Genomic DNA, 11272 nt, shown 5'->3' on the forward strand with positions numbered 1-11272 from the left:
CCCCGCGAGCATCGCCGTCCCCCCGGGGGACCGGCAGGGCAGGCCCGCGTCCAGCGGCGCCTGGGCTGACGAGGGGCCTCATTTCTCCGGCCCGGCGTAGTAGCCCAGGCCGCGCACCGTGTGCAGCAGGTCCGCGCCCAGCTTCTTGCGCAGCTGGTGCATGTAGACGCTGATCGCGTTGCTCTCCAGCTCCTCGCCCCAGCCGTAGAGCCGGTCCTCCAGCTGCGCGCGCGAGACGATGGCGCCGGGCCGCTCCAGCAGCGCCTGCAGCAGCGCGAACTCGCGGGCCGACAGCAGCACCGGCCGGCCGGCGCGGGTGACCTCGCGCGTGGCGGGGTCCAGCCGCAGGTCGGCCACCTGCAGCGCGGTGTCGGCGCGGCCGCCGTGGCGGCGCGCGACGGCGCGCAGCCGGGCCAGCAGCTCGTCCAGCTCGAAGGGCTTGACGAGGTAGTCGTCGGCGCCCGCGTCCAGCCCGGCCACCTTGTCGGCCAGCGCGTCGCGCGCGGTCATCACCAGCACCGGCGTGGCGTCGCCGCGGGCGCGCAGGCTCTTCAGCACGTCCAGGCCGCCGCGCCGGGGCAGGCCCAGGTCCAGCAGCACGGCGTCGAAGCGCTCGCCGCTGGCCAGCACCGCGTCGGCGGCCTGGCCGTCGCGCAGCCAGTCGGCCGCGAAGCCCTGGCGGCGCAGCGCTTCGCGCAGGCTGTCGCCGATCATGGGGTCGTCTTCGACGAGCAGCAGGCGCATGGGCGGTGGGGCGGCAGTCGCATGGGGGGCGAGCTTAAGGGGCGGCGGCCGCCCGCCGTTCAGCCGGCCGGCGCGATCGCCGCCTTGTAGACGGACTGGCGCGGCGCGGCCATCAGCCGGCGCAGCATCGGCGCGAAGAAGTCCAGCGGCAGCGTCTCGGCGGCGGGGTCGAACGCGGGGTTGTCGTAGCGCTCGACGAACTCGGCCGTGCGCTCGAAGTGCGGGTGGCCGCGGAACTGCTCGCGCAGGTCGCGGTCCAGCCCGATGTGGTGGAAGAAGTTGTGCCCCTGGAAGATGCCGTGCTGCTGCACCATCCACAGGTTGGCCTCCGTCACGAAGGGCTTGAGGATGGCGGCGGCGATGTCGGGGTGGTTGAAGCTGCCCAGCGTGTCGCCGATGTCGTGCAGCAGCGCGCAGCAGACGTATTCCTCGTCGCGCCCGTCGCGGTGGGCGAGCGTGGCGGTCTGCAGGCAGTGGGTGAGGCGGTCCACTGGGAAGCCGCCGAAGTCGCCGTCCAGCAGCCGCAGGTGGCCGAGCACGCGGTCGGGCAGCGTGCGGGCCATCTGCATCGCCTCCGGGACGATGGCGGCCCAGTCGTCGCGGGTGCTTGCGTCCATGCGGGTGAAGGTGGCGCGTGCGTTCATGGCGGCTCCGGTGGCGGGTGCGGCGATTCTGCGCCGCGTGCTGGGGCGCCTGCTGTCACGTGCGGCACTGTGCTGGTGCCTGCCGGCCCGCGGCGGCCGCGGCGGCGGCCCAGGGCGGTGCGTCTGCCGGGCGGGGCGGCGCTGGCACGGAAGCTGCGGAGTGCGGGCTGCGCCGAACCCTCAGGAGACCCGCCCCATGACCCCGTCCGCTTCCCGACGCCTGCTGCTGGCCGCCGGCCTCGCGCTGCTCGCCGCCACCGCCCAGGCGCAGACCGCGCTGGACACCATCGCCAAGCGCAAGACCGTCCGGATCGCCATCCCGACCGATTACCCGCCCTATGGCTTCGTCGGCCCCGACATGGCGCCGCAGGGCCTGGACGTGGCCGTGGCCCAGCTGATCGCCGCCCGGCTGGGCGTGAAGGCCGAGCTGGTGCCGGTGACCAGCGCCAACCGCATCCCCTACCTGCAGACGAAGAAGGCCGACCTCGTCATCTCCACGCTGGGCAAGAACCCGGAGCGCGAGAAGGTCATCAACTTCAGCGCCGCCTACGCGCCGTTCTACCAGGCGGTGTTCGCGGCCAGGAGCCTGCCGGTCAAGCGCTGGGCCGACCTGGCCGGCAAGAGCGTGGCCGTGACGCGCGGCGCGATGGAGGACCAGGAGCTGGCCAAGGTCGCGCCGCCGACGCTGGAGTTCAAGCGCTTCGAGGACAACAACGCCACCATCGCCGCCTTCGCCGCCGGCCAGACGCAGCTGCTGGCCACCAGCGCCTCGGTGGCCGGCAACCTGATGCAGCGCAACCCGGGCCTGGGCACGGAGTTCAAGCTGCTGCTGAAGGACAGCCCCTGCTTCGTCGGCGTGGCCAAGGGCGAGGACGCGCTGCTGGCCAAGGTCAACGAGATCATCGCCGCGGCCAAGGCGGCGGGCGAGCTGGAGGCGCTGTCGAAGAAGTGGCTGGGCCGCGGCGCGGGCGAGCTGCCGTCGTGAACCCGCCCCCTGCCGGCGGCGCGGCTGAAGGCGCATCCCGGCCGCGAACCCCGGTGACGACATGACCCAATTCGATTTCATGGCCGTGCTGGCCGAATGGCCGCTGCTGCTGACGGGGCTGGCGTGGACGCTGGGGCTCACGCTCGTCGCCACGCCGCTGGGCCTGGCCATCGCCACGCTGGGCGCGTGGTCGCGCGCCTGCGGGCCGGCGTGGCTGCGGCGGCTGCTGGGCGGGTACGTGGAGCTGCTGCGCAACACGCCCTTCATCGTGCAGCTGTTCTTCATCTTCTTCGGCCTGCCGGCGCTGGGCGTGAAGCTGTCGCCCGAGGCGGCCTCGCTGATCGCGATGACGCTCAACCTCGGCGCCTACGGTACCGAGATCCTGCGCGCCGGCATCCAGGCCACGCCGCGCGGCCAGTGGGAGGCGGCGCAGAGCCTGGCGCTCAGCCCCGTGCAGACCTTCCTGCGCGTCGTGCTGCCGCCGGCCTTCCAGCGCGTGTGGCCGGCGCTGACGAGCCAGATCATCATCGTCATGCTGGGCTCGGCCGTCTGCGGGCAGATCTCGACCGAGGAGCTGAGCTACGCGGCCAACCTCATCCAGGGCCGCAACTTCCGCGCCTTCGAGGCATTCATCGTCGCCACGGGGCTGTACCTGGTGCTGGCCGTGCTGGCGCGCCGGCTGCTGACGTGGGCGGGGCCGCGCTTCGTCTTCGGCCGGGGGAGCGGCCATGGTTGAGTTCACGCTGTGGGACATCCTGCGCAACCTGCTGCTGGCGCTGCGCTGGACGGTGGCGCTGTCGCTGATCGCCTTCGTCGGCGGCGGCCTCGTCGGCGGGCTGCTGCTGACGCTGCGGCTGGGCCTGGGCCGGCCCGCGCAGCGCGCCGTCGCGCTGTATGTGCAGCTGTTCCAGGGCACGCCGCTGCTGATGCAGCTGTTCCTGGCCTACTTCGGCCTGGCGCTGCTGGGCGTGGAGGTGTCGGCCTGGACGGCCGCGGCGCTGGCGCTGACGCTCTACACCAGCGCCTACCTCGTCGAGATCTGGCGCGGCTGCGTGGACGCGGTGCCGCGCGGCCAGTGGGAGGCGGCGCGCAGCCTGGCGCTGAGCTTCGGCGAGCAGCTGCGCCACGTCATCCTGCCGCAGGCGCTGAAGCTGGCCATCGCGCCGACGGTGGGCTTCCTGGTGCAGGTCATCAAGGGCACGGCGCTGGCGTCGGTGATCGGCTTCGTCGAGCTGACCAAGGCCGGCAGCATGATCGCCAACGCCAGCTTCAAGCCCTTCCTCGTCTTCGGCTGCGTGGCGCTGTTCTATTTCGCGCTGTGCTTCCCCGTCAGCCTGTTCGCTCAACACCTGGAAGGCCGGCGCCATGACCGCTCCGCTTGACTCTCTCTCGCCGCCCCCGGTGGCGCCCGGCGCGCCCATCGTGCGCATCACCGCGCTGCGCAAGTCCTACGGCACGAACGAGGTGCTCAAGGGCATCGACCTGGACGTCATGCGCGGCGAGGTCATCGCCATCATCGGCAAGAGCGGCTCGGGCAAGAGCACGCTGCTGCGCTGCGTGAACGGGCTGGAGCGCTTCCAGGACGGCGCGCTCACCGTCAACGGCAAGCCGCTGTTGCACGACAGCGCGCTGGCCATGCGCGCGCTGCGCCAGCAGGTGGGCATGATCTTCCAGGGCTTCAACCTGTTCCCGCACCTGAGCGTGGGCCGCAACGTGATGCTGGCGCCCACGCTGGTGAAGCGGCGCAGCCCCAACGAGGCCGCCGAGCAGGCCACCCGGCTGCTGCGCCGCGTGGGCCTGGCCGAGAAGTTCAACGCCATGCCCGACCAGCTCTCCGGCGGCCAGCAGCAGCGCGTGGCCATCGCCCGCGCGCTGGCGATGGAGCCGGCCGTGCTGCTGTGCGACGAGATCACGTCGGCGCTGGACCCGGAGCTGGTGGGCGAGGTGCTGCGCGTCGTCGAGGCGCTGGCGGACGAGGGCATGACGCTGCTGATGGTCACGCACGAGATGGGCTTCGCCCGCAAGGTGGCCGACCGCGTCATCTTCATGCACCAGGGCCGCGTCCACGAGATGGGCCCGCCGGCCGACCTGTTCGGCGCGCCGCGGACGCCGGAGCTGCGGCAGTTCCTGGCGGCGCTGGACGATTGAGCGGCCCCGGCCCGCCGCCGTCCGGACTGTCCGGCCCCTGTCCGCGGACACCGTCCGCCGCGCCAAGTGGTTGATTCATAAGGCCGCCGTCGCTGGCACACCGCTTGCGAAAAGCGGTGCATGAACACCGGTTTCCGTGACACCTCCGAGCAGGACCGCCCGCTCGCTCCTTCCTCCCGGCGGCGGCCGCTGCTGATCGCGGGGGCGGCCGCGGCCGTGGCCGGCGCCGTGCTGCTGGCCGGTGGCGGCGTGCGGCAGTGGCTGTCGGCCGGCGCCGCCGTCAGCGCGGCGCGGCTGAGCTTCGCCACCGTGGACGTCGCGCCGCTGACGCGCGACGTGGCGGGCGAGGGCCGCGTCGTCGCCGCGCAGAGCCCCACGCTGTACGCCCCCGGCGCCGGCACCGCCACGCTGGCGGTGCAGGCGGGCGACCCCGTCCGGCGCGGCCAGGTGCTGGCGCGGGTGGACTCGCCCGAGCTGGCCAACCGGCTCGCGCAGGAGCGCAGCCAGGTCGATGCGCTGCGCGCCGAGCTGGCGCGCGCCGAGGTGGAGGCGCGCCAGCAGGCGGCCGCGCTGCACAGCGCCTACGAGAACGCCCGCATCGACCAGCAGACCGCGCAGAACGACCTGGCCCGCCAGGCCCAGGCCTTCGAGGCCGGCGCCACCGCGCGCATGCAGGTCGAGCGCGCGCAGGACGCGCTGGCCAAGGCCCGCCTCGCGCTGGCGCAGGCGGGCGAGCTGCGCGGCCTCAAGACCGACAGCCTGCGGCTGGACGTGGCGGCCAAGCAGAGCGCGCTGGCCCGCCAGCAGCTGCTGGTGGCCGACCTGGAGCGCCAGGTGGACGAGCTGGCCGTGCGCTCGCCGGTGGACGGGCAAGTGGGCCAGCTCTTCGTCGCCGACCGCACGAACGTCGCGCGCGACGCCAAGCTGCTGTCGGTGGTCGACCTGTCCGCGCTGGAGGTGCAGATGCAGGTGGCCGAGAGCTTCGCCCGCGAGCTGCAGCCGGGCATGCCGGGCGAGATCGGCGGCAACGGCCAGCGCTGGGCGGGCCGGATCAGCTCGGTGTCGCCCGAGGTCGTCAACGGCGAGGTGGCGGCGCGGCTGCGCTTCGCCGGCCGGCAGCCGGAGCAGCTGCGCCAGAACCAGCGCCTGTCGGTGCGCGTGCTGCTGGACCGGCGCGAACGGGTGCTGGGCGTCGCGCGCGGCGGCTTCGTGGACGAGGGCGGCGGCAGCCAGGCCTACGTGGTGCGCGGCGGCGTGGCCGAGAAGGTGGCCATCCGGCTGGGCGCGCGCGCGCTGGACCGGGTGGAGGTGCTGTCGGGGCTGAAGGCGGGGGACCGCGTCGTCATCTCGGGCACCGAGAACTTCAACGGCGCCGAGCGCGTCCTGATCGCGGATTGAGCCAAGGAAAACACCATGCTCCAGATGGAAAAACTGCAGAAGGTCTACCGCACCGAAATGGTCGAGACCTATGCGCTGCGCGACTTCAACCTCAGCGTCCGCGAGGGCGAGTTCGTCGCCGTGACCGGCCCCTCGGGCTCGGGCAAGACGACCTTCCTGACCATCGCCGGCCTGCTGGAGGCCTTCAGCGCCGGCAGCTACCGGCTCGACGGCATCGACGTGAGCCGCATGGGCGACGCCGCGCGCTCGGCGGTGCGCAACCAGAAGATCGGCTTCATCTTCCAGGCCTTCAACCTGATCCCCGACCTGAACGTGCTCGACAACATCGAGGTGCCGCTGCGCTACCGCGGCCTCGCCGGCGCCGAGCGCCGCAAGCGCGCGGCCGACGCGCTGGCCCGCGTGGGCCTGTCCGCGCGCGGCAAGCACTACCCGGCGGAGCTGTCCGGCGGCCAGCAGCAGCGCGTGGCCATCGCCCGCGCGCTGGCCGGCCAGCCGCGCCTGCTGCTGGCCGACGAGCCCACCGGCAACCTCGACAGCGCGATGGCCCGCAGCGTCATGGAGCTGCTGGAGGAACTGCACCGCGACGGCGCGACCATCGTCATGGTCACGCACGACCCGCAGCTCGCCGCGCGGGCGCAGCGCAACGTGTACGTCATCGACGGCCAGGTCGTCGACATCAGCGCGGAGCTGGGCGCGTGAGGCCCGCCCGGCTCCTGCTGGCCGCCGCGCTGTGCGGCGCGGCGGCGGCCCGCGCCGACGACCTGCTGCAGGTCTGGGCCCAGGCCCGCGCGGCCGACCCGGCGCTGCGCCAGGCCGCCGCGCTGGCCGGCGCGCAGGACGCCGCCGCCCGCGAGGCGCGCGCCGCGCTGCTGCCGCAGTGGCAGCTGCAGCGCAGCGAGCTGCACGAGAGCGGCGGCACGCGCTGGAACACCACCACCAGCAGCGCCAGCCAGGCGCTCGTCGACCTGGCCGCGCTGCGCGCCTGGGACGCCAGCCGCAGCGACGCCTCGGCCCAGGCCGCGCGGCTGGCGGCGGCCGGGCAGGCGGCGCGCCAGCGCGTGGCCGAGGCCTATTTCGGCCTGCTGTCGGCCGAGGCGCAGCTCGCCACCGCGCGCGCCAATGAGGAGGCCTTCGCCCGCCAGGTCGGCGAGGCCGAGGCGCGCTTCCAGGCCGGCCTGTCGGCGCAGGTCGAGGCCGACCAGTCGCGCGCCTACCGCGAGAACTCGCGCGCCGGCACGCTGGCCGCCGAGCTGGCGCTGGCCGACGCCCGCGAGGCGCTGGCGCAGCTGACCGGCGCGCCGGCGCCCGCGCTGGCGCCGCTGCGCCCGCAGTTCGCCGCCCAGCCGCTGCCCGACGACGCCGACGCGTGGGGCGAGCGCGCGCTGCGCGGCAACCCCGAACTGCGCGCGCGCGAGCTGGACCTGCAGGCCAGCGAGCAGCGCATCGCCGCCGCCCGCGCCGGCCACCTGCCGACGCTGCGCGTGGGCGTGGACACGCAGCGCCTGCGCGGCGACGGCGTGCCGCCGCTGGACGCTGCGCGCACGCCCACGCAGGTGGCGCTGCGCCTGACCGTGCCGCTGTTCGCCGGCGGCGCCACCGCGGCCGCGGCCGACCGTGCCGGCTTCCAGCGCGACGCCGCGCGCGAGCAGCTCGAGGCCGGCCGCCGCGCCGTGCTGCGCGACGTGCGCGCGCTGCACCTGGCGGTGGGGCAGGGCGCGGCGCAGCTGCAGTCCACCCAGGCGGCGGTGGACGCGGCCGAGCGCGCGCTGGCCGCCACGCGCACCGGCCTCGCGCTGGGCACCCGCACCACCACCGACCTGCTGCTCGCCATCCAGATGCTGGCCGGCGCGCAGAACGCGCAGACCCAGGCCCGCCACCGCCACGTGCTGGCGCTGCTGGCGCTGCACCAGGCCGCCGGCAGCCTCGGCGACGCCGAGCTCGCCACCGTCAACGCCTTGCTGGAGCCCCGCTGATGTTTCTGCACTACCTGGACCTCGCCTGGCGCAGCATCCGCGCCGCCCGCGGCCTGTCGGCGCTGATGGTGCTGGCGCTCGGCCTGGGCATCGGCGCCTGCATGACCACGCTGACCGTCTACCACGTGCTGTCGGGCGACCCGATCCCGCACAAGAGCGCGCGGCTGTTCAACGTACAGCTCGACGCGGCCGACCTGGCCGACTGGAAACCCGGCGCCGAGCCCACCTTCGACCTGACCCGCTTCGACGCCACCGCGCTGCTGCGCGACCGCAAGGGGCTGCGCCAGGCCATGTCCAGCGGCTTCAACACCGCCGTGTCGCGGCCGGACGGGGAGGTCAAGCCCGTGTTCTCGTCCACGCGCTACACCTCGGCCGACTTCTTCGCCATGTTCGACGCGCCCTGGCAGCACGGCGGCGGCTGGAGCGCGGCCGACGACGAGGCCGAGGCGCGCGTGGCCGTCATCTCCGCGGCGCTGAACGACAAGCTGTTCGACGGCGCCGACAGCGTGGGACGGGAAGTCATCGTGCGCGGCCAGCCGCTGCGCATCGTCGGCGTGCTCAAGCCCTGGAAGGTGCAGCCGCACTTCTGGGACCTGACGTTGGGCAGCTACACCGAGACCGAGGACTTCTACCTGCCGTTCTCCACGGCGATGGCCTTGCGCATGGGCCACTGGGGCAACATGGACTGCTGGGGCCGCGGCGCCAACGGCGGCACCCCGCAGGACCTGAACGCCAGCTGCGCATGGATCCAGTACTGGGTGGAGCTCGCCAGCCCGCGAGACGCCGCCGCCTACCGCGACTACCTCGTCGCCTACGCCGAGGCGCAGCGCAAGGCCGGCCGCTACGAGCGCCCCGTCAACGTGAGGCTGCGCGCCGTGATGGACTGGCTGGACGCGCGCAAGGTGCTGCCGGCGGACGTGCGGCTGCAGACCTGGCTGGCCTTCGGCTTCCTGGCCGTGTGCATCGTCAACATGGTGGGGCTGCTGCTGGCCAAGACGCTGCACCGCAGCGGCGAGATCGGCGTGCGCCGCGCTTTGGGCGCGACGCGCGGCGACATCTTCCGGCAGTTCCTCGTCGAGGCCGGCGTGCTGGGCGGGGCCGGCGCGCTGCTGGGCCTGCTGCTGGCGCTGGGCGGCCTGTGGCTGGTGCGCCAGAGTCCCAACGGGTACGCGCCGCTGGCCGAGCTGGACGCGCCGATGCTGGCGCTGACGCTGGGCCTGTCCCTGCTCGCCAGCCTGCTCGCCGGCCTGCTGCCGGCCTGGCGCGCGGCGCTCGTCACCCCCGCCGTGCAACTGAAAGCCCAGTGATGTTCCGCGACCTCCTGCCCATCCTCTCCACGCTGCGCCGCCACCGCATCGCCGCCGGCCTCATCGTGCTGGAGGTGGCGCTGACCTGCGCCATCGTCACCAACGCGCTGCACCTCATCCAGACCCGCGTCGCGGCGCTGAACGCCGACAGCGGCCTGGCCGAGTCCGAGATCGCGGTGCTGAACCTGCGCAGCAGCCGGCCGCCGCCGCCCGAGCGCGCCACGGGCACCGTCGCCGAAGACCTGGCGCGGCTGCGCGCGCTGCCGGGCCTGAAGGCGGCGACGGTGGCCAACCAGATCGCCTACGGCAGCAACAGCAGCAACAGCACCGTCTCGCTGAGTCCCGACGGCAAGGGGCTGCGCATCGGCGCCTCGCAGTACGGCGGGGACGAGCACATGCTGGCGACTTTCGGCCTCCAGCTGGTGCAGGGCCGCAACTTCACCGCCGACGAGGTGCTCGACAGCCACCAGGCCTTCAGCGCCGCCGAGCCTCGGATCCCGCAGGTCATCGTCAACCAGGTGCTGGCCGACCGGCTCTTCCCCGGCCAGGCCGCGGTCGGCAAGACGGTCTACATCTTCGGCAGTGCGCCGACCACCGTCATCGGCGTCGTGCGGACGTTGACGAACACGCAGATGCACCGGGCGCGCGGCGACGGCGCCGCGATGGTGCTGCCGCTGCGCGGCGGCGGCTTCTATGTCATCCGCGCCGAGCGCGGCCGGCTGGACGCGCAGATCAAGGCCGCCGCCGCGGCGCTGGAACAGGGCGACCGGGGGCGCATCGTCACGCAGGCGCGCCCGCTGCCCGAGATGCGCGCCGCCTTCTACGCCCAGGACCGCGCGATGGCCTGGCTGATGGGCGGCGTCTGCGTCGCGCTGCTGCTGGTCACGGCCATGGGCATCGTCGGCCTGGCCAGCTTCTGGGTGCAGCAGCGCACCCGGATGATCGGCACGCGCCGCGCGCTCGGCGCCACGGCGGGCCAGATCCTGCGCTACTTCCAGCTGGAGAACCTGCTGCTGACCAGTGCCGGCATCGCCCTCGGCCTGGCCGGCGCCTGGGCCCTGGGCCGGCTGCTGATGCAGAGCTACGCGCTGCCGCCGCTGCCCTGGGCCTACCTGCCGGCCGGCGCGCTGTCGCTGTGGCTGCTGGGCCAGCTGGCCGTCTGGGGGCCGGCCCGGCGCGCCGCGCGGCTGTCGCCGGTGGCGGCGCTCCGGCGCTGAATCAGGGGGCGTGCAGCCGGTGCAGCTCCGCGCGCCAGCCCGCCCAGTGCCGGCGCACCTGCTCGCGCTGGCCGGCGTCCAGGCCGTTGAGCAGCCTCAGCAGGCTGGCCAGCACCTCGTCGCGGTAGGCCTGCTCGGCGGGCTGGGGCTGCAGGTTCTGCATCAGCAGCGCGGTGCCGCCGGCCAGGTCCTGGCGCGACCAGGCGCGCAGCGCCTCCAGCGTGCGGGCCTGGCGGGCGGCGCGGGCCTGGGCCATGGCCGGCAGGTCGAAGCGCCAGCCCTCGGCGTCCGCGCGGGCCTGGCGGCGGGTGCCGCGGTCCAGGTCGCCCAACCAGCGTTCGAGGCTGGCGGCATGGCGCTTGCCGCGCTCGGCCGGGCCGTCGCGGCCGGCCTGCCGGTCGTGCCAGTCGGCGGCCTTCTCGTCCATGCGGCGCTGCAGGTGCCGCCACTGCCCGGGCCGCAGGTCCGCCAGCAGCGGGGCGGCCAGCGGCGCGGCCTGCCGCAGGCAGCGCTCGGCGCTGGCGCGGGCGCCCTGCTCCAGCGCCAGCAGCTCGTCCGGCGTGACGCCGCCATCCAGCGCGGCGTGCGCCTGCTGCAGCAGCGCGAGCCACTGCGGCAGCTCCTCGCGGCGGTGCCAGGCCTGCCAGGCCTGCAGCTGCTCCCTCAGCCGGGCGCGCTGGGGGCGGTCCAGGTCCAGCCAGGCGTCGGCCCAGAAGCCGGCCAGCAGCGGCAGCTGCCGGTAGGCCAGCGACAGGCTGGCGCAGCCCGCCAGGCCGGCCAGCAGCGCGGCCGAGAGCAGGACGGCGATCCGCCGGCACAGGCGCAGGGAAGTCATGGCGGCGATTCTGGGGCCGCG

General features: G+C 74.4%; 12 protein-coding genes. 9 read left to right on the forward strand and 3 right to left on the reverse strand.

Annotated features, from left to right (window positions below; genetic code table 11):
- Positions 1 to 78: 78 nt before the first annotated feature.
- Together QM788_RS08440 and QM788_RS08445 are read right to left on the reverse strand one after the other, a co-directional pair.
- Entirely contained in the window at positions 79 to 744 is a 666-nt protein-coding gene (locus tag QM788_RS08440) for a response regulator (RefSeq protein WP_415661039.1), read from the reverse strand.
- A 59-nt stretch (positions 745 to 803) separates the two neighbouring features.
- On the reverse strand, positions 804 to 1388 hold the full coding sequence (locus tag QM788_RS08445; RefSeq protein WP_415661040.1) for an HD domain-containing protein: 585 nt from the start codon (positions 1386 to 1388) through the stop codon (positions 804 to 806).
- A 196-nt stretch (positions 1389 to 1584) separates the two neighbouring features.
- Between QM788_RS08445 and QM788_RS08450 the strand changes: the two genes are divergently transcribed.
- From QM788_RS08450 to QM788_RS08490, 9 genes are all read left to right on the forward strand, one after another.
- Positions 1585 to 2373, forward strand: a complete 789-nt coding sequence (locus QM788_RS08450) for a transporter substrate-binding domain-containing protein (RefSeq protein ID WP_415661041.1) — start codon at positions 1585 to 1587, stop codon at positions 2371 to 2373.
- Positions 2374 to 2434: 61 nt separating this feature from the next.
- On the forward strand, positions 2435 to 3109 hold the full coding sequence (locus QM788_RS08455) for an amino acid ABC transporter permease (RefSeq protein WP_415661042.1): 675 nt from the start codon (positions 2435 to 2437) through the stop codon (positions 3107 to 3109).
- Entirely contained in the window at positions 3102 to 3755 is a 654-nt protein-coding gene (locus QM788_RS08460; protein WP_415661043.1) for an amino acid ABC transporter permease, read from the forward strand. Before QM788_RS08455 ends, QM788_RS08460 begins: the two co-directional genes overlap by 8 nt.
- Positions 3739 to 4521: an amino acid ABC transporter ATP-binding protein gene (locus tag QM788_RS08465; RefSeq protein ID WP_415661044.1), complete on the forward strand. Its 783-nt coding sequence runs from the start codon at positions 3739 to 3741 to the stop codon at positions 4519 to 4521. The genes QM788_RS08460 and QM788_RS08465 overlap by 17 nt, the downstream gene beginning before the upstream one ends.
- A gap of 120 nt (positions 4522 to 4641) precedes the next feature.
- Positions 4642 to 5919, forward strand: coding sequence for an efflux RND transporter periplasmic adaptor subunit (locus QM788_RS08470; RefSeq protein ID WP_415661045.1), 1278 nt, complete (start codon positions 4642 to 4644; stop codon positions 5917 to 5919).
- Positions 5920 to 5934: 15 nt separating this feature from the next.
- Complete coding sequence (locus tag QM788_RS08475; protein WP_415661046.1) at positions 5935 to 6618, forward strand: ABC transporter ATP-binding protein; 684 nt, start codon at positions 5935 to 5937, stop codon at positions 6616 to 6618.
- The gene (locus tag QM788_RS08480; RefSeq protein ID WP_415661047.1) at positions 6615 to 7892 is read left to right on the forward strand and encodes a TolC family outer membrane protein; all 1278 of its coding nucleotides are present in this window, start codon (positions 6615 to 6617) and stop codon (positions 7890 to 7892) included. The genes QM788_RS08475 and QM788_RS08480 overlap by 4 nt, the downstream gene beginning before the upstream one ends.
- Positions 7892 to 9199, forward strand: a complete 1308-nt coding sequence (locus tag QM788_RS08485) for an ABC transporter permease (RefSeq protein WP_415661048.1) — start codon at positions 7892 to 7894, stop codon at positions 9197 to 9199. Before QM788_RS08480 ends, QM788_RS08485 begins: the two co-directional genes overlap by 1 nt.
- A complete protein-coding gene (locus tag QM788_RS08490) occupies positions 9199 to 10416 on the forward strand; it encodes an ABC transporter permease (protein ID WP_415661049.1) in 1218 nt (405 codons plus the stop codon). The genes QM788_RS08485 and QM788_RS08490 overlap by 1 nt, the downstream gene beginning before the upstream one ends.
- A gap of 1 nt (position 10417) precedes the next feature.
- Here QM788_RS08490 and QM788_RS08495 read toward each other — a convergent pair whose 3' ends face one another.
- A complete protein-coding gene (locus QM788_RS08495; protein WP_415661050.1) occupies positions 10418 to 11251 on the reverse strand; it encodes a DUF6279 family lipoprotein in 834 nt (277 codons plus the stop codon).
- Between the last annotated feature and the right edge of the window lie 21 nt (positions 11252 to 11272).

Source organism: Roseateles sp. (assembly GCF_047654785.1).
Taxonomy (GTDB): domain Bacteria; phylum Pseudomonadota; class Gammaproteobacteria; order Burkholderiales; family Burkholderiaceae_C; genus Pelomonas.

Excerpts from the sequence above, each read along its gene's own strand:
- QM788_RS08445 (WP_415661040.1), bottom strand. The coding sequence starts at position 1,388 with ATGAACGCACGCGCCACCTTCACCCGCATGGACGCAAGCACCCGCGAC.
- QM788_RS08495 (WP_415661050.1), bottom strand. The coding sequence starts at position 11,251 with ATGACTTCCCTGCGCCTGTGCCGGCGGATCGCCGTCCTGCTCTCGGCC.
- QM788_RS08450 (WP_415661041.1), top strand. The coding sequence starts at position 1,585 with ATGACCCCGTCCGCTTCCCGACGCCTGCTGCTGGCCGCCGGCCTCGCG.
- QM788_RS08440 (WP_415661039.1), bottom strand. The coding sequence starts at position 744 with ATGCGCCTGCTGCTCGTCGAAGACGACCCCATGATCGGCGACAGCCTG.
- QM788_RS08490 (WP_415661049.1), top strand. The coding sequence starts at position 9,199 with ATGTTCCGCGACCTCCTGCCCATCCTCTCCACGCTGCGCCGCCACCGC.
- QM788_RS08475 (WP_415661046.1), top strand. The coding sequence starts at position 5,935 with ATGCTCCAGATGGAAAAACTGCAGAAGGTCTACCGCACCGAAATGGTC.
- QM788_RS08470 (WP_415661045.1), top strand. The coding sequence starts at position 4,642 with ATGAACACCGGTTTCCGTGACACCTCCGAGCAGGACCGCCCGCTCGCT.
- QM788_RS08455 (WP_415661042.1), top strand. The coding sequence starts at position 2,435 with ATGACCCAATTCGATTTCATGGCCGTGCTGGCCGAATGGCCGCTGCTG.
- QM788_RS08485 (WP_415661048.1), top strand. The coding sequence starts at position 7,892 with ATGTTTCTGCACTACCTGGACCTCGCCTGGCGCAGCATCCGCGCCGCC.
- QM788_RS08465 (WP_415661044.1), top strand. The coding sequence starts at position 3,739 with ATGACCGCTCCGCTTGACTCTCTCTCGCCGCCCCCGGTGGCGCCCGGC.
- QM788_RS08460 (WP_415661043.1), top strand. The coding sequence starts at position 3,102 with ATGGTTGAGTTCACGCTGTGGGACATCCTGCGCAACCTGCTGCTGGCG.